The organism is Mesorhizobium sp. M1428, from assembly GCF_040317515.1.
In the GTDB taxonomy this organism is placed as follows: Bacteria; Pseudomonadota; Alphaproteobacteria; order Rhizobiales; family Rhizobiaceae; genus Mesorhizobium.
In genome coordinates this window covers 523,600-546,290 of record NZ_JAMYKT010000001.1, presented here as the reverse complement: position 1 = coordinate 546,290, position 22,691 = coordinate 523,600, and the positions used below count along the sequence as shown (strand labels likewise).

Here is a 22,691-nt window from a genome sequence, read left to right as displayed (position 1 = left end):
CGTCCCTATGCCGGCACCAAAGTCGGCGCCGCCCCTGCCCGCGATACGCGAGCCCTGGCGAAACCCTACGCAGCGGCCAGCAGGCTGCCATTGCCGCCCGCCGCCGTGGTGTCGACGCAGACGGCGCGCTCGTGCGCATAGGCGGCCGGATAATAGACTTCGCTGATCAGCGGCACGATCGGGCCGGCGCGCTCGGCGATGACCTTGCGCACGATGCGCGCGGCCTCGGGCGTGCCGGAAAAGGCAACCACATCGACGCGCAGCGAGCGCGCTTCGACCGGGTCCGGACGGCCGTCGATCGCCGCCAGCGGCAGGCCCTTGCCGGTCAGCGCCGACAGTGCCGCCGGCGCGCCTGGGGCGACGGCGAGCACCGCATTACCGGCGGCCAGCGCCTGGATCGCCTGGGCAAGCAGCGTATCCGCGTCCGGACCGAGGCACAGCACGCGGCCGCGCGGCGACAGCGACAGCGTGTTGGCCTCGCCGGTCGGCCCGGGCAGGTCGACCTGGCCGAAATCGATCGCGGCTGCAGTGCCGATGGCCGCGGCACCCTTGCCGCGCAGATGTTTCCTCAGGATGGCGACACGATCTGGACGCGTCGACCAGCCGCCAAACGCCGGGTCCGGCAGATTGTCGGCGAGCTCGGTCGCCGTCACCTTGCGGCCTTCGGCAAGATGGGTGCCGGCCTCCGGTCCCTTGCGGAAGCGCCGGAGATAATGTGGCCCGCCGGCCTTCGGCCCGGTGCCGGAAAGGCCCTCGCCGCCGAACGGCTGCGCGCCGACGACGGCGCCGATCTGGTTGCGGTTGACGTAGATGTTGCCGGCATGGATGCCATCGACGAAATGCTGGGCGCGGCCTTCGATGCGGGTGTGCAGGCCGAAGGTCAGGCCATAGCCCTTGCGGTTGATCGCGGCGATCACCGCATCGATCTCGTCGGCATCGAAGGTGGCGACATGCAGCACCGGGCCGAACACCTCGCGCTCCAACTCCTCGATGCCCTTGACCCGAAAGACGTGGGGCGCGACGAAGCGCCCGTCCTTCGGCGCTTCGAGCTTGGCGATCAGCCGGCCCTGCAGGCCCATTTTCGTGCAATAGTCGCGGATCGACGCCTGCGCCTCGTCGTCGATGACCGGGCCCACATCGGTCGAGATCCGCCAGGGGTCGCCGAGGCTGAGCGCTTCCATCGCGCCCTTCAGCATCTCCAGCATCTTCTTCTCGACGTCCTTCTGCACATAGAGAATTCGCAATGCCGAGCAGCGCTGGCCGGCACTCTGGAAGGCGGAGGCCAGGATGTCGCGCACCGCCTGTTCGGGTAGCGCGGTGGAATCGACGATCATGGCGTTCAGGCCGCCGGTCTCGGCGATCAGCATGGCGTCGGGCGCGGCGGTCTCGGCGAGCTGCTTTTCGATCAGCTTGGCGACCTCGGTCGAGCCGGTGAAGCAGACGCCGGCAATGCGCGGATCGGCGGTCAGCGGGCCCCCGACCGAGGGGCCGTCGCCGGGCAGAAGCTGGATGACGTCTTCCGGCACGCCGGCCTCGCGCAGCAGCTGGACGGCGCGAAAGGCGATCAGCGGCGTCTGCTCGGCCGGTTTGGCGATGACGGAATTACCGGTGACGAGTGCCGCCGCAATCTGCCCGGTGAAGATGGCGAGCGGAAAATTCCACGGCGAGATGCAGGCGATGGCGCCGCGCGCCTCGGTGCCCGCCTCGGCATTGACCGCCTCGGCAGCATAGTAGCGCAGGAAGTCGACCGCCTCGCGCACCTCGGCAACGCCGTCGGCCAGTGACTTGCCTGCCTCGCGTGCGGCCAGCGCGAAGAACTCGACGGCGTTCGCCTCGTAGAGATCGGCCGCCCGGTTGAGGATGGCAGCACGCTCAGCGACCGGGCGTCTTGCCCATGCCGGTTGTGCCTCGACGGCGATGCGCACGGCGGTCTCGACCTGCTTGGCGCCGGCCTCGCTGACCGTGCCGACCACTTCCGAAGGTTTTGCCGGATTGACCACCGGACGCTGCTTGCCGTAGCCGGCGGCGCGGCTGACCGGCTTGGCGTGCCAGCGCTCCGGCCCGGCGAACTCGGCCCTCGCCTTGTCGATCGCAGCCAGCGTCAGCGTGTCGGCGATATCGAAACCCTTGGAGTTGCGCCGGCCGGGGCCAAAAATCGCCGATGGCGGCACGATCGCCGGATTGGCGGCGGGACCTTGCTTCTCCACGGTTTCGAGCGGGTCGCGGGCGATGTCCTCGGGCTCGACCTCCTCGTCGGTGAGCTGGTGGACAAACGAGGAGTTGGCGCCGTTCTCCAGCAGCCGGCGGACCAGATAGGCGAGCAGGTCGGAATGCGCGCCGACCGGCGCATAGATGCGGCAGCGCGTGCCTTCGGCCTTGCGCACCGTCTCGTGCAGTGCTTCGCCCATGCCGTGCAGCCGCTGGAACTCGAATGTGTCGCGGTCCGTCGTCATCGACAGGATGGCGGCGACGGTGTGGGCGTTATGTGTGGCGAATTGCGGATAGATGCGATCGGTCATCGCCAACAGCTTCTTAGCGCAGGCCAAATAGGAGACGTCGGTGTTGGCCTTGCGGGTAAAGACCGGATAGCCGTCGAGCCCGAGCGTCTGCGCCCGCTTGATCTCGGTGTCCCAATAGGCGCCCTTGACCAGCCGCACCATGATGCTGCGGTCGTATTTCCTCGCCAATTCGTAGAGCCAGTCGATGACGAAAGCGGCGCGCGGGCCATAGGCCTGCACGACGACGCCAAAACCGTTCCAGCCGGCCAGCTCCGGCTCGGCCAGCACCCGTTCGATGACGTCGAGCGACAAATCGAGGCGGTCTGCCTCCTCGGCATCGATATTGAGCCCCATGCGCGAATGGCGCGCCGCCAGCGCCAGCGACAGCAGCCGCTCGGCCATGACGGGCAGCATCTTTTCCTTCTGCGTCACCTCATAGCGCGGATGCAGCGCCGACAGTTTTACCGAAATGCCGTGGTTCTGGCGGATGTCGGGGCCGTTGGCGCCGGCGTCGAGCGAGGAGATGGCGTCGGCATATGCCTTGAGGTAGCGCAGTGCGTCGGCCTCGGTGCGGGCCGCCTCGCCCAGCATGTCGAAAGAATAGAGATAGCCCTTCTGCGTCATCGGACGGCCGCGCCTGACCGCCTCGGCAATGGTGCGGCCGAGCACGAACTGCTCACCCATCTCGCGCATCGCCGCCGCCACCGCCTTGCGGATGACCGGCTCGCCCAGCCGGCGCACCATGGCGCGCAGCGTGCCTTCGATGCCGCCCTCGCCTTCGTCAAGCACGCGGCCGGTCAGCATCAGCGCCCACGTCGACGCATTGATGAAGATCGAGCTCGAGCCGCCCGAATGCGCCGACCAGTCGTGCGGCGCAATCTTGTCGGCGATGAGGTCGTCCATCGTCTCGGTGTCGGGCACGCGCAGTAGCGCCTCGGCCAGGCACATCAGCGCCACGCCTTCTTTGGTCGAGAGGCCATAGGCTGACAGGAAGACCTCCATCAGCCGCGGATCGGACGAGCCGCGCACCGCGCGCACCAGATCGGCTGCACGGGCCGAAATCGCCTTGCGTTCTTGCGCGGACAGCCCGGCCGCATCGGCCAGCCGCTTCACCGCCTGATCTTCGTCGGGCAAATAATTGGCACGGATCTGCTGGCGGATGGTGTCGAGCGCTGGCATGGCGGTCCTGTAGAGCGAGCATAAGGGAGCGGGCCGGCGGTCACCGGACCGAACGGCGCAAGCTAACATAAGTAGGGATTCCAGTCGGTCCAAAGAAGTCGACAGAACAGATCGATCGATCTATCATTAGGACTGATCACCTCCAATTCGACCAGGAATCCAGTGACAGAAGACCAATTGGACCGGATCGACAGGAACATCCTGTCGACTCTGGGCAGCAATGGCCGGCTTTCCATGTCGGAACTGGCGGCGAAAGTCGGCCTGTCGAAGACGCCGGTGCAGGCACGGGTCAAACGGCTGGAGAAGGACGGCTTCATCAGGGGCTACCAGGCGATCATCGACCGTGAGCGCATGGGCGAAGGCCATGTCGCCTTCGTCCAGGTGAAACTGTCCGACACCCGCTCGGCCGCGCTCGACGCCTTCAACCGCGCCGTGCAGGCGGTGCCGGAGATCGAGCAGTGCCACATGATGGCATCGAGCTTCGACTATCTGCTGAAGGTCCGCACCACCGACATCGCCGCCTACCGCCGCGTGCTCGGCGAGCGCATCTCCGCCCTGCCGCACGTCGCCCAGACCTCAACGTTTGTCGCGATGGAGACGGTGAAGGATCGATAGGCGCTCACCGAGCTCGTCAGCTCATCCGGCTCGTTCAAGACGCTCCTGAAATTGCTCCTCGATCCCCTTCAGGAAATGGTCGGACGTCGATGTCCATCCAAAGAGTATCTGCACGAGCGTAATCGAGGCGTCATGGTTGCTCCGTGGGGCGTCCAATGCGATGGGTTCGCTCGTGCAATCCGTCAGCAGGATGCAGTGATAGTCCCTGAAGAAGGCATCCCGAATTGTCGACTCCACACACACGCTGGTCGTGCACCCAGTCACGATGAGCTGTTTGATGCCTGCGGCCTTCAGAACAGCATCGAGTTCGGTCTCGTAGAAGCCGCTGAACCGGGTTTTGTAGAGGACAACATCCCCCGCCTCCGGCCTTAGGTCGTTGACGATGTCTGTTCCCCAGGTGTCGCGGATCAGAATCCGGCTCTCACTGCCATCCGGCGCTGTCATTTTCTCACCGACCCCAAAGATCCGGAGATGTCGGAGACGATTGGGGGCATCCGATGTCCCGAGATCCGAAAGGTCGGAATGATACCCCATCTTCAGATAGATGACGGGCAGTCTCAACTTGCGAGCGGCCGCTGCTACGGTTGCAGTAGGGCCGACAGCCTTTTGAATCCCGGAGATATCGATGCCGGCTCTGTCGAACATTCCGCCTTTCGAGCCGAAGTCATTCTGCATGTCCACGACGAGAACTGCAGTCTTGGCGGGGTCAATTGAAACAGGTTGAGATTTTGCGTCGATGACAAGTGGCTGCATTTTTATCCTCCCACAGCCTGAGGTATCGCACTTTGCGCCTTTGTTATCATGAGCAGCGACCCTGCATCGTGTCAACGTTACTTGGCGGCCCAAGACGATGGTCCGCTCTTGTCGCAGACTAACCCGGCCTCACTCCGCCAGCGTCTTCAAAAACGCCACCAGCGCCGCGCGCTCGCGGTCAGAGAGCTGCAGCGGGTGGATCTCGGATGTGCCTTCGACACTTGCCAGCGCCCTGGAGTAATGCGCCACCACTTCGTCGAGCGAGGAAAACTGCCCGGCATGCATGTAGGGCGGACGGGTGGCGACACCGCGCAGCGACGGAGTCTTGTAGGCGCGGACGAGTTCCGGCCCGGTCTTGACCATGAAGCGCAGTTCGCGGCAGGCGTCGGCATCGCCGTCGCGAAAGACGCCGAAACAGTTGAACGGGTCGGCCTCGACTTGGCGTACCGCGTCGACGCGGCCGCGATCCGGCGGCAGGCCCGCGACCGGCGGCACGCCGGTATTGTGGAAGCTGCCGTCGGTAAGACGCGGGCCGTTGTGGCAGGTCACGCAATTGGCCTTGCCGATGAACAATTTCAGGCCGAGGATTTCCTCCGGCGAAAAGGCGGCGTCGCCTTTCGGCTCGGCGCCCGCAGCCAGGTCGATGGCAAAGCGGTCGAAGCGTGTCTGCGGCGGCGCGATCGAGCGCTCGAAGGCGGCGATCGCCTTGCCGATATTGGCAAAGACGCGGTTGACGTCCTCGGCTTGGCTGGCGGGCATGGCGTTCCAGGCCGCCTTCTCGGCATCGGTGCCGAGCGGGCTGGCATTGGCCGGCACGCTCGAAAGGTCAGGCAGCGGCCCGAAGATGCGCTCGTAGCGCTCGCCGAAGCGGGCCTTGATGTAATGCGCGAAGGCGGCGCGGTTGCCGGCCTGCTCCAGCGGATTTTCGAGCGGTGTCAGTGCTTGCGCCCACAGGCTGTCGCGCCGCCCGTCCCAGAAGAACCAGGGATCATGCGCGACGCCGGCCAACGGCATGGTACGCCGGTTGGTGCGGCCGACGCCGACCGCTTGCGGCAGGTCGTCCTGGAACTGGCGGTCGATCTTGTGGCAGGTCGAGCATGATACCGTGCCGCCGCCGCTCATCCCGGTGTCGAAAAACAGCGTCGAGCCGAGTGCCGCGGCGGCCGGCACATCGGCGAAGCGATTGGTGGTGTCGGGCTTCAGCGGCGGCAACTTGGACAGCGCCAGCGAGGCGATGGTCTGCTTTTCGGCGTCGGAAAACTCCGATCTGCCGCAGCCGGCGAGCACGGCCACCATCACCAACGCGAGAAGGCTGGAAAGCCGGCTCATCAGTGCCTCACAGCACCACGTTGAAGACGACAGTGTCCGAACCGGCCGCAGCGGAAATGGCAAAATGCAATTGCCACCACCCGCTCATCGTGAATTTCACGCCGTCGATGCGATAGCGCCCCGCGCCGAGGTAATCGGTCGCCTGCGGGCTGGTCGGTAGACCGTGCTTGTGCTGCGGCATGCCGCCGGAAATCGTTATCGCAGCACCTTCCACCGGCGCACCCTCGACGGTTTTGAGCGTCAGCAGCCAGGATTCCAGTTCGCCCTGCCGGATGACGCCTTTCTCGGGCTCGAAAGTCGCCACGAACAGCTTGTTCGCCGTCGTCTGGGAACGGCCTACGTCCGAGCTTGGTTGGGGTGCATGCGGCGCCGTCAGATAGACGACGGCCAGCACGCCAGCGAGCAAGGCAGCCAGGCCGAGGCCTCCAAGAAGATAACGCCATAACGATGCCAAACCCATTCCTGTTCTGCGGATAACGTTTCGCTGGGCAGATCGCGTCCCACGCCCCTGTGGGAAATCGCGCCCAGTGCAAGAATCCGCCGTCGCCGAGCATGGCGCTGCCGGCCGCAAAAAGCTACAGCACCGCAATTGCAGGATGGAGGAGTGCTTCATGGCAGGAAACGGCATCGCCTCGATCGGCGAGTGCATGCTCGAGCTTTCGGGCCAGGCCGGGCCAAATTGGCGCATGGGCTTTGCCGGCGACACGTTCAACACTTTGTGGGCGCTGCATGCCTTGAGCAGCGAGAGGCCGGCGACCTATGTGTCGGCCTTCGGCGACGACCCGTTCTCACGCGACCAGATCAAGTTCCTGGCCGAGAACGGCATCGGCATCGGCGCCAGCCCGGTGATAGCGGGCGCCCGCCCCGGCCTCTATGCGATCACGCTGACCGGCGCCGAACGTTCTTTCACCTATTGGCGGGCCGATGCGGCCGCCAGGCAGCTGGCTTCCGACCCAGCCGCTCTGCAGAAAAGCCTTGAAAACCAGGCGCTTGTCTATTTTTCCGGCATCACCTTGGCAATCCTAGACGAGGATGCACGCAAGGTGCTGCTGACGGCCGTGGCCGAGGCGCGCGTGGCCGGCTCGCTGATTGCCTTCGATCCCAATTACCGGCCGCGGCTATGGCGCCGGCGCGAGGAAGCGCAGGCCGCGATCCTCGAGGCGCTCGCCGTCGCCGATATCGCGCTCCCGACCTTTCCCGACGAGCAGATGCTGTTTGGTGATACGACACCGCAGAAAACAGCCGAACGGCTGCGAAAACTGGTCGGCGAAGTCGTCGTCAAGAACGGCGAGGAACCGGCGCTGATAGCGCAAAACGGTACCTCGCAATCGGTGCCGGCGGTGCACGTCGCCAACCCTGTCGACACCACCGGCGCCGGCGACTCCTTCAACGGCGCCTATCTCGCCGCTCGCCTTGCCGGCCATGCGCCGACTGAGGCGGTGCAGCGCGCCCATCGCGTCGCCGCCGCCGTCGTGCAGGTGCGCGGCGCACTCGCGCCGTTCGAGACGCTGCGGGCAGCGTTCGAAGGACTTGCTATCTGACCTTGATGACGACCTTGCCCTTGGCGCGTCCTGTTTCGACATAGGCCAGGGCGTCATTGGTCGCTTCGAAGGGAAAGACCCGATCCACAACCGGGCGGATCGCGCCGGCTTCGATGAGGGCGGTGATTTTGCTCAGCTGATCGCCCTGCGCCCACATGAAGAGGAACGAAAACTGCACGCCACGGCGCTTGGCTTTGGCCCGAATTCCGCGGCTGAGTAGGCGCAGCACCAGCCTCAGCACCAAATTCAGTCCCTTTTCCCTGGCAAATTCGGGGTCCGGCGGACCCGAGATGGAGATGAGCTTCCCACCCGGTTTCAGCACGTTCAGGGATTTTTCGAGTGTCTTGGCGTCCTGGCTGTTCAAGACGACGTCGTAGCCCGACAGAACTTTCTCGAAGTCGTCTTTCCTGTAGTCGACGACGACATCGGGGCCGAGACTTTTGACCAGATCGGCACTCGCCGCGCTCGCGGTTGTCGCAACGGTCGCGCCGAGGTGCTTGGCCAACTGAATAGCAAATGTCCCGACGCCGCCGGAACCAGCCTGAATGAAGATCTTCTGTCCCTTCCTCAGGTTTGCCCTTTCAACGAGCATCTGCCAGGCGGTCAAACCGACCAGGGGAATCGAGGCCGCCTCTTCCATACTGAGATTCGCAGGCTTCAAGGCTACGTCGGCCTCATTCACGGCAATGAATTCGGCGAATGTCCCAATCCGGCCATCGCGCGGTCGCGCATAGACCTCGTCGCCGGCTTTGAACTTGCGGACCTTGGATCCCACGCGGATAACCTTCCCGGCCACGTCGTGGCCCAGGATGAACGGCCGGCGATAGGGCAGGATGAGTTTGAATTCTCCGGTTCTGATCTTGGAATCGAGCAGGTTCACCCCTGCGGCATGGACCTCGACCAGAACATCGCTGTCCTGGAGCTCCGGTTCCGGCATTTCGGCCAGCCGCAGGGTGCCCTTTTTATTATACTTATCGACAACGAATGCCTTCATGGCAGTTACTTTCTAAGACAAGGTATGGGTACGCAGGCAAAAACGAGCCGTGCGCGTTCGGCTGAAAAGCCGCATTGTGGGACACGTCCGGTTTCGAGGAAGGACAGGGCTTTCCGGACAAAATCGGCGTAGTTCTGAAATACCCCGCCATGCCCGGCATCCGGATAGATGACCAGATGCGCCCCCGGGATACGCCCGGCGAGATCGTAGGTATTGCTGCTCGGCACCATCCTGTCCTGGTCGCCATTCGCAACTAAAGTGGGAATGCGGATGGTGCTCAGGTCTTGTGGCGCCTGCAGTCCGTAGGCCTTGATCGCCTTGAGTTGCGCGCCGAACGCGCTCAGCGATACCGCTTTGTCCCGGTTATTCCGGCGCTCTTTCAATCGTTGCAGAAATGCGTTTGCGGCGCGGCGGCCATTCGGCGTTCTTGTGAAGAAGAGATAGTATTTCGGATCCCGAAAAGTCAGCGCGCCCTTGATCATGTCCACGATCGTCAGCGGCGTCACCTTGTCGATGCCTTGCCCACCGGCCGGCCCCGTGCCAGCCAGGATGAGTTTGCGCACAAGCTTGGGCTCGGTCAGCACAATCTCCTGCGCCACGAAGCCGCCGAGTGAAAAGCCGAAGAGATCGACTTCTTCGAACCCCAGCGCCCGGATAAAGGCGATTGCATCCCGCGCCATGCCGGAAATGGTCGACGGAGTTTTGCCTCCCGAAGCACCGATGCCGCGATTGTCGAAGGCAATCACCCCCCGGGTCGCAGCGAGGCCATCGACAATGCGCGGATCAAAATTGTCCAGCTGAGCAGCCAGATGGTTGAGCAGGATCACCGGCACGCCCGCCCTGGGCCCGAGTTCCCTGTAAGCAAATGCTGTGCCGCCGACATCGATCGAGAGCGTTGGCGCGTCCCGGAATAATGCCGGTGAACGCGGCGGCCGATTGGATGTATGTGTCATGTTTGGCGCCTCCGTCTCGTAGGGCCTGGCCAAATGTGTTGTGGTTGCTAGTCGCATCTGCGTGAAATCCTCTGGCTCGCTGTCGTTCAGACTGGCAGTCGGAACTGCTGGCGCAGGCTCTTGTCGAAAATCCCCGCGGGGGCAAAGCGGCGCAGCAGGCTGACCTGGCGCGCTGCCTTACCGGCGGTGTAGCGCCGTCGCGGACGGGCATCGGTCGCTGCCTTGACAACCACATCCGCCACCACTTCCGGCCGATCGGCCTTGGGCATCACATCGCCCAGCAGCGCCTTGAGCCCGGCTCGAGCCCGATCGTATTCCTTTAACAGCGAATCCGGCTCGATGCCGTTCTGGTCGAAGACGGTGCGGACGAATGCCGGCTCGATGACGGAAACGCGGACGTTGAAGGCGCGCACCTCGTGGTCAAGCGATTCCGAATAGCCCTCGAGCGCGTGCTTGACTGCCGAGTAATGAGCTGAGTATGGCGCGGGTACCAGTCCCAGAATCGAGCCGATATTGATGATGCGCCCTTCGCCGCGCCGCCGCATCGACGGCAACACCGCATTGGTCATTCGCATGACGCCGAACAGATTGACGTCGAACAGGGCTTGTACCTGTGCGACCGAGGATTCCTCGGCGCCGCCTAGCAGGCCGACACCGGCATTGTTGACCAGGAGGTCGATCCGGCCGGTCTGCGCGAGCACGGTGGCAACGAGCGCATTGACGGCCGCATCATCGGTCACGTCGCATGCCAGCATGGTCACTCCATTTGGGCCATTACTGGTCTTGCGGCGACTTGTCCCGAAGACAGTGAAACCCGCCCGCGCCAAGGCCTCGGCGCTGGCGCGGCCGATGCCCGAGGAGGCTCCGGTCACGATTGCGGTCTTTTCAGAATTCCCATTCATTTTTGATGTTCCAGGTTCGAGAGGTCTAGCTTATTTCCACGAATTGAATTATGGTCGTAATATCAGATTATGATTATAATGCAATAGCAGGACAGGAAAGAAAGACCATGCGCTACGAAAAGGGCCGAAAAGACGCGTCACGCAGCCGGATCATGGAGGTCGCCGCCGAACGTTTTCGATCTGACGGCATCGCGGCGTCCGGGCTTGCGACCATCATGAGCGACGCCGGGCTGACGAACGGCGCCTTCTATCCGCACTTCCAGTCCAAGGCGGAGCTCGTCCGTGAAAGCGTGGCGGCGGCGTTGGACGCGCAGTCGCATCAAGTGCAGGAAGCGTTGGACGCCGGCGGCCCGGAGATGGCCATAGAGACGTATCTATCGGCCGAGCACCGGGACAATCCTGGAAAGGGCTGCGCTTCGGCCGCGTTGTTGCCGGAAATCGCGCGGCAGCCGCCTGAAACGCGAGCCCTCTATGCCGAGCGCGCTCAATCTCTGGTGCGCCAGATAGCTGAAGCTCTGCCGCAGACCAACGATCCCGAGGGCGCTGCGTTGGGCATGTTTGCAACGCTCATCGGCGCGCTGCAACTCGCGCGCGCCGTGGAAGGGACGGAATGGTCGGATCGTATCCTAGCGGCGGGAGCAGCTGCCGCAAAGGCGCTGATCCGGCCGGTTCAAGACGAGGTGGCATCCTGAGGGCAGCCCGGATTATTCGGCCGGCTCGAATCTGCCTTGCACCAAGACTGTCTCCACCGGCCCAAGCGGATTGATGATCCGGCTCTCCAGGACTTCGATAAGTTTGCGTCCAACACCAGCCATATCCACGAAATGAACTCCGATCTTTGCCGGCAGGAAACGTGCCAGCCGCGTGCTGTCACGGGTGACGATGTGGACGTCGCGGCCCGGTGTAAGACCCCGCTTGCCGAGAGCGTGCAACGCTCCCAGAAGGCCCAGTTCGTTGGCGCACGCCAGGCCAGTCGACGGATCTGATGACGCCAGCAAGCGATCGAACCAGCCTGCGCTCGATTCCATCGTGAACATGCCATGACCGATCAACGATTGGTCGATCGGAATACCGGCCTCGGCCATTGCCCTTCCATACCCGGAAAGACGCATGGCACTCGTCTGGTCCTCCGGAACGAGAAGTTGCAGCGCAATGCGTCGACAGCCAATATCCATGAGCCGCCGGGTCGCCTCGTAGGCAATCTGTTCATTGTCGACATCGACATAAGGATACGCAATATCCAGGTCGGTTCTTCCAAACGCGACGAATGGCATGCCTCTATCAAGCAGCAGCTTGACGCGCGGATCAGCCGACACCAGGCGCGTGATGATCAGGCCGTCTGCGCTGCGCGCCTGAAGCTGCCGCTGCACACTCTCAACGGGATCGTCGTCGGGCGTGGTGGAATAGATGGACAGACTATAACCGGCTTGCCGCGCCGCCAGCGTCATGCCTTCGATTAAAGGAAGCTTCAACAGATCGGACAGATGGTCTCGGGTCTCCATCGGGAGTACCGCCGTCAGCGTCTGCGTTCGACCGGTTTTGAGCGCGCGACCATGATGATTTGGTAAATAGCCGACCCGCTTAGCCGCCTCCTTGACGCGGGCTATGGTCGAGGGCAGCACTTCCGGCCCGTCCTTCAGAGCGCGGGATACCGTGGTCACCGACAGGGAAAGTTCCGCGGCGATCTGCTTTAGATTGGCCATTGTTCGCCCGACTTCATTTGCGAAAGCGCCGGCTGATTTGCTGACCGCCATAACGTTACCGAATTCGACATCCCGGTCAATCCAAACTCCCGCAGGAAGCAGCTTGACTCTAGCGTATTCAGATGCAATCGTAACGTTACGATTACAAAATAACGGCTCGTTCAAGCGATATTCCATAAAAGTTGGGGAGGAGAACCTATGTCCTGGCTACGCATTTCCTTAACAGCATTCGCAATCTCGGCTGCCCTGCCCGTGCACGCGCAGACGGTCACCATCACGACCGCAGGCGGCGATTATGGCAACGCCATAAAGGAAGCCATGTGGGGCCCGGCTGCAAAAGAGCTCGGCTATGATGTCCGCGAGGAGACGCAGAGCGACGGCCTGGCCGCCCTGAAGATGCAGGTTACCTCGGGTGCAGTCACGACCGACATCGTCCACCTGGGTTCGCCGGAAGGCGCGCAGGCTGCCGCACAGTCGCTGCTGGAGCCACTCGACTACAAGATCATCGATCCGAAATCCGTGCCGGAGGGTGCGAAGTCCGACTACTGCTATCCGTTCGACTCCTATGGCACCGTCATGTCGTGGAACACCAAGACCTATGGCCAGAACCCGCCGAAGACGTGGGCGGAATTCTGGGATGTTGCCAAATTTTCTGGCCGTCGCGCGTTGCGCGCCAATGCGCAAGATTCGATCGAGATCGCGCTTCTCTCCGACGGCGTGGCACCGGCCGACGTCTATTCCGTGCTCAGCACGCCGGAAGGGCTAGAACGCGCCATCAAGCGGCTTGAAGCGATCAAACCAGATGTCGCCGTGTGGTGGACCTCGGGCGCCCAGTCCGCGCAGTTGCTGAAAGACGGTGAGGCGGATTTGGTCATTACCTGGAACGGACGCGCCCAAACCGTGAAAGCAGATGGCGGCGCGGCTGACTACACCTTCAAGGGTTCGGTCATCGGCACGGACTGCCTTGGGGTGCCGAAGGGAGCGCCGAACAAGGAAGCCGCGATGAAGCTCATCGCAGCGATGACGCAGCCCGCGCGGGTTGCCAAGCTGACCGATTTCATTGCCTACGGCCCCGTCAATCCTGCGGCATATGAGGGTGGCCTTATTCCCGCGGACCGTCTGAAGACCCTTGCGACCGCGCCTGAAAATGCTGGCACTTCGGTGTTTTCCAATTCAGAATGGTGGGTCAAGAATGGCGAGGCTGCACAAAGAGCCTTCGATGAAATGATGGCCCGCTGACCCTCAGCTCTAACGCATGTCGCGCAAAAATGTGCAGCGCGCGACAACGACATGCATGAAAACAAGAACCTAAAGCGCGTCGCGTGAAGCCGGTCGAACGCGACGCGCTTCAAGGCTGGAGCACATGATGAAGTCGCTCGCGATCACCATCGAAAGCGTGCACAAGGCTTATGGGTCCTACGTCGCACTGGAGGATGTTTCGCTCGACATCCAGGCTGGCGAATTCCTCACACTGCTAGGGCCATCGGGATCGGGCAAGACCACGTTACTCATGGCTCTGGCCGGTTTTGTCCGGCCGGATTCCGGTAAACTTTTCTTGGGTGATCGAGACATCACCCGCCTGCCGCCCAACAAACGAGACATTGGCATAGTATTCCAGAATTACGCCTTGTTTCCCCACATGAATGTCCTGGCGAACGTCGCGTACCCGCTGGTGCTGCGCAAGGTACCGAGAGCGGAGGCGCGTCAGCGGGCGCTTGATACCTTGGCCCGCGTGAAGCTGGATGGTCTGGCGGAGCGCAATGTTGCCGCACTATCCGGCGGCCAACGTCAACGGGTGGCATTGGCGCGGGCTATCGTCTTCGAACCGCGCGTGATGTTGATGGACGAGCCGCTGTCGGCACTCGACAAGAACCTGCGCGAGACCATGCAGTATGAGATCCGGCGTCTGCATGATCATCTACGGATCACCACAATCTATGTAACCCACGACCAGCGCGAAGCGCTGATTATGTCTGACCGGATTGCGGTGATGAATTCTGGCCGCATCCAGCAGATAGATACACCGCAGCGGATTTATGATCGTCCATCGACCCGCTTCGTCGCGCAGTTCATGGGCGAGGCCAACATTGTGGCCCCAGGCTCGGCACGCAGAATCGACGGCGCCGAAGCATCACGCGAAACTCTGATGATCCGCGCCGAAAGCTTCCATCTTGATGCGAAGCTCGTCGGGGGCGACGGAGTGGCTCTCGAAGGAATACTGCGCGCCAAAGCGTTCCGCGGCGAGAACTGGCTTTTGACGCTGGCGCTTGACGGTGGGCAAGAGGTTCTTGTCTGCATTCCGGCAGCGCTGGCCGGCGGCTGCGCCGAGCTTGCCGCCGGTCAGCGGATGACCGCCTATGCACCAGCAGCGAAGGTTCACGCGATACCGGGAGCGATGGCGTGACCGTCGTCCGGGATCCGGCGCTCGCGGCGGATGCACGGCGCGAGCGGCGGTTTTTTCTTTCGCTTTCGCTCCCGGCGCTGTTCATCGTTGGGCTGGCCGCGATACTGCCCATCCTTTGGATCATCCGCCAATCCTTCCTGACCACCGGGGGCGAGTACACCGTCGGCAATTACCAGAAGGTCCTTTCGAGCGGACTGACATGGTCGGCGCTCGTCACGACCCTCGAACTATCCTTGGGTACGCTGGCGGCCTGCATTGTTCTCGGCACCCCTCTGGCGCTGGCTCTGGCCAGCGTCAGACCAAGGGTGGCCAACGTGCTCATGGCGTTCGTCATGCTGCCGCTGTGGACCTCCATTCTGGTGCGTACCTATGGTTGGCTCGTGCTCTTGCGGCGCGACGGCCTGATCAACGCGGCTTTGACCGGTTCACGCCTGACGGCGGAGCCATTGCCGCTGGTCTACAACTTCACGGGAACGCTCATCGGCATGGTGCACTACATGCTGCCGCTCTTTCTGCTGCCTGTTTATGCTGCGATGCGCGATATCGACCCAAATCTCATTCGCGCGGCAGCGAGCATGGGAGCCACTCTCAGGCAGGTCGTCCGCACAGTCATTATGCCGCTTTCGGCGGGCGGCATCTTCTCGGGTTCGATCATCGTCCTCATCTACGCCATAGGTTTTTTCATCACGCCGGCGGTGCTTGGCGGCGGCAAGGTAAATCCTCTCTCTACCCGGATCGAGCGTACACTATCGACCTTTCAGGACTGGGGGTCGGCGAGCGTCCTGGGCATTCTGCTCCTCGTTCTGATGGCGCTGATCGGTGTGATGTTGCTGGCAGCACGCCGCCTGGTGGCCCAGAACACCGTGGAAGCCTCCCATGCTTGAAGCCTATCCGCAAAACAGGCTCGCCCGCATTTTGCTCTGGAGCTTTGCCGCTCTTGTCATGGCGTTTCTGATGCTGCCGACGCTCGTGGTGGTGCCGCTGTCCTTTTCGGCGTCGAATCTCCTCGAGTTTCCGCCGCACGCCTACTCGTTGCGCTGGTACGAGAACTTCTTCGGCTCGGCAACGTGGATGGCCGCGCTCAGAACGAGTTTGATCCTTGGGACGTTGACGGCGTTGATCGCCGTGCCCTTTGCGCTGCTCGCCTGCATTTCAATGAATCGGCTGGGCGGTAAGACCGCTGCGGCCATCCAGAGCGTCCTGCTAACCCCCTCGATCACCCCAGGAATCCTGCTTGCGATCGGTCTCTTCTTTGTGTTGGCCGCACAACATCTGATCGGAACGCTATTCGGTGTGCTGGTCGGACATGTGGTGCTGGCCGTTCCGGTCGCCTGCATTGTGTTGCTACCCGCGCTCGCCCGCTTTGACTGGAACCAGGTTCAGGCGGCGCGCAGCCTCGGTGCAAACTGGGCCAGGTCCATTGGCGGAATCATCGTTCCGCAACTTCGGATCAGCTTGCTGTCGGCGACATTGATGGCGTTCCTGACTTCGCTCGACGAGTCTGTGATTTCGATCTTCATCGCAAGCGGTCGCAACAGCACGATGCCGAAGCTTATGTTCCTGTCGCTGCGCGATCAGATCGATCCGACGATTGCGGCGATCTCGACATTGTGGACCGTCATCGTCGTGGCCGTGGTCCTGATTGTGACCCTTCGCCAAAAATCCTGACCGAGACTGGAAACATGCCCTCCAATCACCACGCAGCCGACGATCTGACGGATCATTCGACGGACATCCCTCAGGTAGGGTTGGCCATCATCACCGGGTCGGCAAACTGGGGGCTTGCCTTCCCGGAAGATGTCGAATTCGATGGTGTGCGCACCTTGCGGCGCGACATGAGTTTTGAAACGCCTTTCGGTCGCACCGACAACTGGAAGCTGCTCGAGTTCGATGCGTCGATCACCGCCGAAGGGAGAGCGAAGCGCGCGCTGTGCATGTATTCGCACGGCAATCCCCGCGACCGTATCGACCATTCCTGCCATCGCCGCGCGTTCTGGGTATTGATGCGGGCGGGTGTACGGCAAGTTCTCGCCTGCTCGACTGTAGGCGCCGTCAACAAGGCGATCCAGCCGGGCGACATGGTGGTGGCCGCCGATATCATCGAACTGACGCAGACCCCGTTTTCACTGCTTCCTGACCGCCAGAGCTTTGACTGTTCGGGCAAGCAAATCGTGTGTCCAAGATGTGCGGCGGTTCTGGTCGAAACGGCCCGCCGTCATTGGCCAGCCGAATGCCGCGTTTACGGCATCGAACAGCAGCTGGTGGCTGCCCATTGTTATGGGCCCCGGCTGACAACGCCAGCCGAAGCCTTGGCGTATCGGGGCATGGGGGCGGATGTACTCAACCATTCCATCGCCCCTGAGGCGACCTTGTCGCGCGAGATCGGCGCGTGTTTCGTGCCTTGCGCCTTCGTGACTGCGGGCTTCAACGACTATATGGATCGCAATCGCCAGAAATTGCTGCAGGAGGACGTGCTGCCCAGTCTCTCCATGACGGCCTCGCGGGTCGCGCTGGAGACCGCCGCGCGACTGCCCGCTGACCCGGAATGCTCGTGTCAGGGCTTGAAGTCGCCTCAGCCGAAAGAACGCTCCAGCCGGTTCTGAGATAACCCTGGTGCGCTAGCTGAAGCTCTGCCAGACCAAGGATCCAGAGGGCGCTGCGCTGGGAGTGTTCGCGACGCTCGCGTCGTATGCCTTGGCAGCGGCACTCCCGCCCTAAGGCAGCCTGAACCGGTATTCCGTCACATGGTGGTAGATCTGGCCCGGCCACAGCGTGGCTTGCGGGAAATAGGGCCGGTTGGGCGCATCCGGCCAGATTTGCGGCTCCAGGCAGAAGCCTGAAAAGGCCTTGTACTGGCGTCCGCCCAATCCAGGCGAGGACGGTGCCAGATACTGGCCGGTATAGAGCTGGACGCCGGGCTCGGTGGTCCAGAGCTCCATCTCGACGCCGGAATTCGCGCCTTGCGCCCACGACGCCTGCTTCAACGGCCCGCGCGTCGAAGCGAGGCAGAAATTCTGGTCGTAGGGGAGCTGTTCGCCCTCGGTCTCCATGCGCAGCGGCCGCGCCTGGCGAAAATCGAAGGGGGTGCCGTCGACCGGCTTGACCGTTCCTGTCGGGATCAGATCCGCGTCCACCGGCAGATAGGCGCCGGCATTCAGCATCAGCCGGTGGTCGAGAATGTCGCCGGTGCCGCCGTCATCCAGGTTGAAATAGGAATGCTGAGTGAGATTGCAGAGCGTCGGCTCCTCGCAGGTGGCGGTCAGTTCGACGCTGAGCGTGCCGGGGATCTTCAGCCGGTAGGTGCAGGTCACGTCGAGCGCGCCGGGAAAGCCCATCGTGCCGTCCGGGTCATGCAGGGTCAGCGTGACAAAATCCCTGCCGTGCAGCGAAACCGCCCAGGCCCGGCGCGAAAAACCTTGCGAACCGCCATGCAGCGTATGCTTTTCGAGGAAATTACGCTCGGTCTGGTAGCGTTTGCCGGCAAGCGTGAAGCGGCCGTCGCGGATACGGTTGGCGTAGCGCCCGACGACAGTGCCGAAGAAGGCGGTATCCGTCTCATAATGCTCGAAACGATCATAGCCGAGCACCAGCGGCGCCTCGTGCCCGGCCAGGTGCAGATCCTGGATGATCGCACCCAGCCCGATGATGTTGGCGGTCAGGCCGCCGCCACGGATGGTGAAGCGACGGACTTCCTCGCCCGCCTGCGTCGTGCCGAAAACCTCGCCATCCTTCATCGCCATGCCCGCAAGTTCGTTGCTCGATGCCAGCCTGGCCTTTCCGAAGCGGCCCAGGATCGTTTTCGGTATTACCGCATGAGGCTTCTAGAGACCAAGTCCGCCGATGCAGACATATTTGGTGTCGAGATAGTCCTCGATGCCCTGATGGCCGCCTTCCTTGCCGAGGCCCGATTCCTTGACGCCGCCGAACGGTGCCTCAGGCGTGGTGATGAGCCCTTCATTGACGCCGACCATGCCGTATTTGAGCCCTTCCATGACCCGGAAGGCGCGGCCGAGATCGCCGGTGTAGAAATAGCAGGCCAGGCCAAACTCGGTGTCGTTGGCGAGTCCTACGGCCTCTTCCTCGGTCTCGAACTTGAACACCGGCGCCACCGGGCCAAAGATTTCTTCCTTCATGAAGCGCATTTTCGGCGTCGCATTGGCAATCACCGTCGGCTGGAAGAACGAACCGCCGAGCGCGTGGCGTTTGCCGCCGGCGACGACCTTGCCGCCCTTGGCGGTCGCGTCGGCAATCAGCTCCTCGACCTTCTCCACCGCCTTCTCGTCGATCAGCGGCCCCTGCTGGACACCGTCTTCGAGGCCGGAACCGACCTTCAGCCCGTTGCTCGCAGCAGCCAGCTTTTCGACGAACTGGTCATAGATGCCGGCCTGCACCAGGAAGCGGTTGGTGCAGACGCAGGTCTGGCCGGAATTGCGGTACTTGGCGGTGATGGCGCCAGCGACGGCCCGCTCGATGTCGGCGTCGTCGAAGACGATGAACGGCGCATTGCCGCCGAGCTCCATCGACACCTTCTTGACGGTCACCGACGACTTCTGGATCAGGATCTTGCCGACCTCGGTCGAGCCGGTGAAGGTGATCTTCTTGACCAGCGGGTTGGCACAGATCTCGTCGCCGATCTCACCGGCGGCGCCGGTCAGGATGTTGATCACGCCCTTCGGGAAGCCGACTTCCTCGGCAAGCGCGCCCCAGGCAAGGCCGGAATAAGGCGTCTGCGACGCCGGCTTGACCACCGCGGTACAGCCGGCGGCAAGCGCAGGACCGAGCTTGCGGGCCAGCATCGAGGATGGAAAATTCCATGGCGTGATGGCGGCGATGACGCCGACCGGCTCCTTGGTCACCAGGATGCGGCGGTCCGCCCAGGGCGACGGCACGACGTCGCCATAGGTGCGGCGGCCCTCTTCGGCGAACCACAATATGTAGGACGCGGCCGAGCCGATCTCACCCTTCGATTCGAACAGCGACTTGCCCTGCTCGATAGTCAGCAGTTCGGCCAGCACGTCCTGATTGTCCATCATCGCGTCGTGCAGCTTGCGCAACAGCTTCGAGCGTTCGAGCGCGGTGGTCTTGCGCCATGTCTGGAAGGCAGCGTCGGCGGCTTCGATGGCGCGACGCGTCTCGGCCTTGCCCGATTTCGGCACGGTTCCGATCTTGAGGCCGGTGGCAGGATTGTTGACGTCGACCGTCTGGCCTGAGTCGGCCTGCACCCATTCGCCATTGATGAGATTGGCCTGCCGCATGAAATGGCTGGTTTTCTGAAGCATGATCTCGCCTCCGTTCGGCACCTGGCGGGCCGGTCGCTGATTTCGTGAATGGACGTGCGCGATAGCATCGCTAGAGCCACTGCTCTTAGCCCAGGGCAAGCCCCGCAAGCAATCACAAGATGGCATATAGGGTTTGGGCCAGCCAAAGCGAGAGGGCTGCAGCCGGGCTCTTATCCAAAAACATGGACGACCACTGTCAGCCAAAACGCCGTGGTCACGACCGCACTGGCGGTGGCGATGGTCATCTGGTTCGACGCCAGCGCCTGGCCGGTGTTGAACTGCACCGCGATGAGATAGGAATTGATGCCGGACGGCAACGCCGCAACCATCACCGCCACCTTGGCCGTCAATGGCGGCAGGCCGATCAGCCAGACCAGGCCGAGAACCAGCGCCGGCATCAGGAACAGTTTCAGCGCCGACAGCGCCAACGCCGGCCTTACATTGCCGGAGATGCCGAAACGGCGCAGGCTGAGCCCCATGGCAAACAGCGCCACCGGGGCGGCGGTGCCGGCCAGCGCGTCGCTCAGCCGCGTCGCAAGCACCGGCAGCGGCGCACCGGTGAAGCGCCACGCCAGCCCGGCCAGTATGCCGATGATCAGCGGATTGATGAATACCCTCCTGAGAAAGCTCCTGACGACGCGGAGCGGATGCACAGGCTCGCTGCCGCCGCGGCCGAACATCTCGAACAGGATGATCGAGGCCATCATCATCACCGGCAGGTGAATGGAAACGAGCAGTGACAGCACTTCGAACCCGGCCGGCCCGAACACGCCGATGATGAAGGGCGCGCCGAGCAGGACGACGTTGGAGTAGGACGACGACACGCCGCCGACGACGCCGGCGCGGGCGTCCCGCCCGAAGATGCGCGTAATGACCAGATGGCCGGCGGCCCAGGTGAGCGCGACCGCCGCGAAATAGGCGCCCCATAGCGACCACGGCGCGACGCCGTGGAAATCGGCCTTTACCATGGTCTGGAACAGCAGCAGCGGCATTGCCACGTTGATGGCGAATTCGGATACGCCCTCGCCGCTCGCCGGCTTCAAATAGCCGGTCAACCCGGCAAGATAGCCGATCCCGACGAGACTGAAGACGAAGAGGACGGTTTCGGTAAGCGGAGACATTTTTCCCGTGATAGGCGAGCCCCGGCGGCGGCGCAATCGCCCTTCCCTCGCGAGATAAGGTAATCGGCTCGGTTTGCGCTGCCCCTCACCCTTACCCTCTCCCCGTGAAGGACTCCGTGAAGGACGGGGAGAAGGTCCCGGCAGGGGGTTGGGGACGGCCGACACCGAAAGAGGGCGCTTGGCACCGAAAAGATGCCCGAGAATCCTACCGACCTGCTCGACGCGCAGGCAGCGCGCCTAAAGAAGCCGAGCACGACGCGCTGCGCACCGGCGACCCGAGATCAGACGTCTCTGGATGAGGCCGAAGCCGCCTTCGAGGCGACACTCAAGGTCTTCACCCGCGAAAGCCAGCCGATGCAATGGGCCTTCGAGCAGAACAATCTCGGCGACGTCCACTGGAACCGCGGCAGCTATGGCGGCGGCAATGCCGAATTCCAAAGGGCGATCGAATTCTTCGAGAACGCCAAGCAGGGCTTTACCGAAGCCGGCTACACACTCCCCATCCCGCTGACCGACCGCAAGATCGATCTGGTGAAGAAGCAGATAGCGAAGAAATAGGCGTTTCGGCCGCAGGTTGCACTCGGCTTGTCTTTCAGGCCGCTTTGCCGTCCCTATATGCCGGTCACCGGGGACCTGCCTGCCGGTCACCCGAAAAGGATGTCTGATGCTTCGATTTGTCCTGGCGCTGCTGTTGCTTGCCGTTTCCGCCACAGCCCATGCGACGGAAGCCGGCTGGGCGCTGCTGCGCGACGGCGGGCATGTGGTCCTGCTTCGCCATGCCATGGTCACCGGCACCACCGATGCAGCCAATTTCGACCTCGGTAAATGCGCCACCCAGGTCAATCTCTCGGAGCGCGGCAAGCAACAGGCGCGCAAGATCGGCGCGCTGTTTGGCGCCCGCGCGGCACCGGTCGAGCGCGTGCTGTCCAGCCGCTATTGCCGCTGCCTCGAGACCGCCCGCATCGCTTTCGAAAGCGAGCCGGAGCCGTTCGCACCGCTTGACCTGCTGAAGACCGACGAAAAGGAGAAGGCCGCCCAGATCGCTGCGATCCTGGCCGAGATCCGCGGCTATTCCGGCTCCGACAATCTGGTCATGGTCACGCATCTCGAAAACATCAAGGAATTGACCGGCATCTCGCCGCGTGAAGGCGAGGCCGTGGTCGTCGCGCCGCAGGGCGACGGCCTGCGGGTACTCGGCCGCGTTACGTTTTGAGGGGTCGGTCGCTCCTCGCGTCGAGCGAGATAGCTGTTGCCGAAATGCCACTGCCACGAGACGTCGTGGTTGGATTCCGATCTCATCTTGCTCTGCCTGGGCAGCCAGCCCATCTGCGCCCGGCGCATCAGGCCTTTTCCTGCCCGGAAAAACCGATTAGACAGCCCAAAACACATGCGGACAGATTCCGCCCGCAATCGAAGGAAA

21 protein-coding genes are annotated in these 22,691 nt (G+C 62.9%); 10 read left to right on the top strand and 11 right to left on the bottom strand.

All coding sequences use genetic code 11. From position 1 onward, the window contains the following. Nucleotides 1–65 precede the first annotated feature (65 nt). The gene (gene putA, locus NKG60_RS02670) at nucleotides 66–3,677 is read right to left on the bottom strand and encodes a bifunctional proline dehydrogenase/L-glutamate gamma-semialdehyde dehydrogenase PutA (protein ID WP_352974010.1); all 3,612 of its coding nucleotides are present in this window, start codon (nucleotides 3,675–3,677) and stop codon (nucleotides 66–68) included. A gap of 162 nt (nucleotides 3,678–3,839) precedes the next feature. Between putA and NKG60_RS02665 the strand changes: the two genes are divergently transcribed. Beyond that, nucleotides 3,840–4,292 (top strand): Lrp/AsnC family transcriptional regulator, encoded by a 453-nt coding sequence (locus NKG60_RS02665; RefSeq protein WP_292226421.1) that lies wholly within the window; start codon nucleotides 3,840–3,842, stop codon nucleotides 4,290–4,292. Between the two features lie 21 nt (nucleotides 4,293–4,313). Here the strand turns inward: NKG60_RS02665 and NKG60_RS02660 are convergent, their stop codons facing one another. The 3 genes from NKG60_RS02660 to NKG60_RS02650 all read right to left on the bottom strand — a co-directional run bounded on the left by NKG60_RS02660 (nucleotide 4,314) and on the right by NKG60_RS02650 (nucleotide 6,828). Then, a complete protein-coding gene (locus NKG60_RS02660) occupies nucleotides 4,314–5,045 on the bottom strand; it encodes a cysteine hydrolase family protein (RefSeq protein ID WP_352865385.1) in 732 nt (243 codons plus the stop codon). A 129-nt stretch (nucleotides 5,046–5,174) separates the two neighbouring features. After that, nucleotides 5,175–6,374, bottom strand: coding sequence for a cytochrome-c peroxidase (locus NKG60_RS02655; protein WP_352865382.1), 1,200 nt, complete (start codon nucleotides 6,372–6,374; stop codon nucleotides 5,175–5,177). Between the two features lie 7 nt (nucleotides 6,375–6,381). Beyond that, the gene (locus tag NKG60_RS02650; protein ID WP_352865476.1) at nucleotides 6,382–6,828 is read right to left on the bottom strand and encodes a FixH family protein; all 447 of its coding nucleotides are present in this window, start codon (nucleotides 6,826–6,828) and stop codon (nucleotides 6,382–6,384) included. Nucleotides 6,829–6,985: 157 nt separating this feature from the next. On the opposite strand from NKG60_RS02650, the gene NKG60_RS02645 reads away from it, so the two are divergent. Beyond that, a complete protein-coding gene (locus tag NKG60_RS02645; protein WP_352865379.1) occupies nucleotides 6,986–7,915 on the top strand; it encodes a sugar kinase in 930 nt (309 codons plus the stop codon). Here the strand turns inward: NKG60_RS02645 and NKG60_RS02640 are convergent. From NKG60_RS02640 to NKG60_RS02630, 3 genes are all read right to left on the bottom strand, one after another. Beyond that, nucleotides 7,908–8,909 (bottom strand): NADP-dependent oxidoreductase, encoded by a 1,002-nt coding sequence (locus NKG60_RS02640; protein WP_352974006.1) that lies wholly within the window; start codon nucleotides 8,907–8,909, stop codon nucleotides 7,908–7,910. The two genes, NKG60_RS02645 and NKG60_RS02640, sit on opposite strands and share 8 nt — an antisense overlap. Nucleotides 8,910–8,914: 5 nt before the next feature. Continuing rightward, nucleotides 8,915–9,862 carry an alpha/beta fold hydrolase gene (locus tag NKG60_RS02635; RefSeq protein WP_352865373.1) on the bottom strand — a complete coding sequence of 316 codons (948 nt, stop codon included), beginning with the start codon at nucleotides 9,860–9,862 and terminating at the stop codon, nucleotides 8,915–8,917. Between the two features lie 86 nt (nucleotides 9,863–9,948). Continuing rightward, a complete protein-coding gene (locus NKG60_RS02630) occupies nucleotides 9,949–10,764 on the bottom strand; it encodes an oxidoreductase (protein ID WP_352865369.1) in 816 nt (271 codons plus the stop codon). Nucleotides 10,765–10,871: 107 nt separating this feature from the next. Here NKG60_RS02630 and NKG60_RS02625 point away from each other — a divergent pair, with 107 nt between their 5' ends. Further along, nucleotides 10,872–11,456, top strand: a complete 585-nt coding sequence (locus NKG60_RS02625) for a TetR/AcrR family transcriptional regulator (protein ID WP_352865367.1) — start codon at nucleotides 10,872–10,874, stop codon at nucleotides 11,454–11,456. A gap of 12 nt (nucleotides 11,457–11,468) precedes the next feature. Here the strand turns inward: NKG60_RS02625 and NKG60_RS02620 are convergent, their stop codons facing one another. Further along, complete coding sequence (locus NKG60_RS02620; RefSeq protein WP_352865364.1) at nucleotides 11,469–12,632, bottom strand: LacI family DNA-binding transcriptional regulator; 1,164 nt, start codon at nucleotides 12,630–12,632, stop codon at nucleotides 11,469–11,471. Between the two features lie 33 nt (nucleotides 12,633–12,665). Here NKG60_RS02620 and NKG60_RS02615 point away from each other — a divergent pair, with 33 nt between their 5' ends. The 5 genes from NKG60_RS02615 to NKG60_RS02595 all read left to right on the top strand — a co-directional run bounded on the left by NKG60_RS02615 (nucleotide 12,666) and on the right by NKG60_RS02595 (nucleotide 17,474). Then, a complete protein-coding gene (locus NKG60_RS02615; protein ID WP_352490671.1) occupies nucleotides 12,666–13,706 on the top strand; it encodes an ABC transporter substrate-binding protein in 1,041 nt (346 codons plus the stop codon). A gap of 127 nt (nucleotides 13,707–13,833) precedes the next feature. Beyond that, nucleotides 13,834–14,871 carry an ABC transporter ATP-binding protein gene (locus NKG60_RS02610; RefSeq protein ID WP_352865362.1) on the top strand — a complete coding sequence of 346 codons (1,038 nt, stop codon included), beginning with the start codon at nucleotides 13,834–13,836 and terminating at the stop codon, nucleotides 14,869–14,871. Then, the gene (locus NKG60_RS02605; RefSeq protein WP_352865360.1) at nucleotides 14,868–15,755 is read left to right on the top strand and encodes an ABC transporter permease; all 888 of its coding nucleotides are present in this window, start codon (nucleotides 14,868–14,870) and stop codon (nucleotides 15,753–15,755) included. Before NKG60_RS02610 ends, NKG60_RS02605 begins: the two co-directional genes overlap by 4 nt. Further along, complete coding sequence (locus tag NKG60_RS02600) at nucleotides 15,748–16,539, top strand: ABC transporter permease (RefSeq protein ID WP_352624600.1); 792 nt, start codon at nucleotides 15,748–15,750, stop codon at nucleotides 16,537–16,539. Before NKG60_RS02605 ends, NKG60_RS02600 begins: the two co-directional genes overlap by 8 nt. A gap of 80 nt (nucleotides 16,540–16,619) precedes the next feature. Then, nucleotides 16,620–17,474: a phosphorylase family protein gene (locus tag NKG60_RS02595; RefSeq protein ID WP_352865358.1), complete on the top strand. Its 855-nt coding sequence runs from the start codon at nucleotides 16,620–16,622 to the stop codon at nucleotides 17,472–17,474. 111 nt (nucleotides 17,475–17,585) lie between these two features. Here the strand turns inward: NKG60_RS02595 and NKG60_RS02590 are convergent, their stop codons facing one another. From NKG60_RS02590 to NKG60_RS02580, 3 genes are all read right to left on the bottom strand, one after another. Beyond that, nucleotides 17,586–18,611 carry an aldose epimerase family protein gene (locus tag NKG60_RS02590; RefSeq protein WP_352719619.1) on the bottom strand — a complete coding sequence of 342 codons (1,026 nt, stop codon included), beginning with the start codon at nucleotides 18,609–18,611 and terminating at the stop codon, nucleotides 17,586–17,588. 81 nt (nucleotides 18,612–18,692) lie between these two features. Then, a complete protein-coding gene (locus NKG60_RS02585) occupies nucleotides 18,693–20,150 on the bottom strand; it encodes an NAD-dependent succinate-semialdehyde dehydrogenase (RefSeq protein WP_352865354.1) in 1,458 nt (485 codons plus the stop codon). A gap of 170 nt (nucleotides 20,151–20,320) precedes the next feature. Then, nucleotides 20,321–21,271, bottom strand: coding sequence for an AEC family transporter (locus NKG60_RS02580; protein WP_352865351.1), 951 nt, complete (start codon nucleotides 21,269–21,271; stop codon nucleotides 20,321–20,323). Between the two features lie 192 nt (nucleotides 21,272–21,463). Here NKG60_RS02580 and NKG60_RS02575 point away from each other — a divergent pair, with 192 nt between their 5' ends. Continuing rightward, entirely contained in the window at nucleotides 21,464–21,829 is a 366-nt protein-coding gene (locus tag NKG60_RS02575; RefSeq protein WP_352865349.1) for a hypothetical protein, read from the top strand. 106 nt (nucleotides 21,830–21,935) lie between these two features. Then, complete coding sequence (locus NKG60_RS02570; RefSeq protein WP_352665980.1) at nucleotides 21,936–22,484, top strand: histidine phosphatase family protein; 549 nt, start codon at nucleotides 21,936–21,938, stop codon at nucleotides 22,482–22,484. The last annotated feature ends 207 nt before the right edge of the window (nucleotides 22,485–22,691 follow it).

What these genes read in the sequence shown, in the direction of transcription:
- putA (WP_352974010.1), bottom strand. Translation starts at nt 3,677, where the DNA reads ATGCCAGCGCTCGACACCATCCGCCAGCAGATCCGTGCCAATTATTTG.
- NKG60_RS02660 (WP_352865385.1), bottom strand. Translation starts at nt 5,045, where the DNA reads ATGCAGCCACTTGTCATCGACGCAAAATCTCAACCTGTTTCAATTGAC.
- NKG60_RS02655 (WP_352865382.1), bottom strand. Translation starts at nt 6,374, where the DNA reads ATGAGCCGGCTTTCCAGCCTTCTCGCGTTGGTGATGGTGGCCGTGCTC.
- NKG60_RS02645 (WP_352865379.1), top strand. Translation starts at nt 6,986, where the DNA reads ATGGCAGGAAACGGCATCGCCTCGATCGGCGAGTGCATGCTCGAGCTT.
- NKG60_RS02640 (WP_352974006.1), bottom strand. Translation starts at nt 8,909, where the DNA reads ATGAAGGCATTCGTTGTCGATAAGTATAATAAAAAGGGCACCCTGCGG.
- NKG60_RS02635 (WP_352865373.1), bottom strand. Translation starts at nt 9,862, where the DNA reads ATGACACATACATCCAATCGGCCGCCGCGTTCACCGGCATTATTCCGG.
- NKG60_RS02630 (WP_352865369.1), bottom strand. Translation starts at nt 10,764, where the DNA reads ATGAATGGGAATTCTGAAAAGACCGCAATCGTGACCGGAGCCTCCTCG.
- NKG60_RS02625 (WP_352865367.1), top strand. Translation starts at nt 10,872, where the DNA reads ATGCGCTACGAAAAGGGCCGAAAAGACGCGTCACGCAGCCGGATCATG.
- NKG60_RS02615 (WP_352490671.1), top strand. Translation starts at nt 12,666, where the DNA reads ATGTCCTGGCTACGCATTTCCTTAACAGCATTCGCAATCTCGGCTGCC.
- NKG60_RS02610 (WP_352865362.1), top strand. Translation starts at nt 13,834, where the DNA reads ATGAAGTCGCTCGCGATCACCATCGAAAGCGTGCACAAGGCTTATGGG.
- NKG60_RS02600 (WP_352624600.1), top strand. Translation starts at nt 15,748, where the DNA reads ATGCTTGAAGCCTATCCGCAAAACAGGCTCGCCCGCATTTTGCTCTGG.
- NKG60_RS02590 (WP_352719619.1), bottom strand. Translation starts at nt 18,611, where the DNA reads ATGGCGATGAAGGATGGCGAGGTTTTCGGCACGACGCAGGCGGGCGAG.
- NKG60_RS02585 (WP_352865354.1), bottom strand. Translation starts at nt 20,150, where the DNA reads ATGCTTCAGAAAACCAGCCATTTCATGCGGCAGGCCAATCTCATCAAT.
- NKG60_RS02580 (WP_352865351.1), bottom strand. Translation starts at nt 21,271, where the DNA reads ATGTCTCCGCTTACCGAAACCGTCCTCTTCGTCTTCAGTCTCGTCGGG.
- NKG60_RS02575 (WP_352865349.1), top strand. Translation starts at nt 21,464, where the DNA reads ATGCCCGAGAATCCTACCGACCTGCTCGACGCGCAGGCAGCGCGCCTA.
- NKG60_RS02570 (WP_352665980.1), top strand. Translation starts at nt 21,936, where the DNA reads ATGCTTCGATTTGTCCTGGCGCTGCTGTTGCTTGCCGTTTCCGCCACA.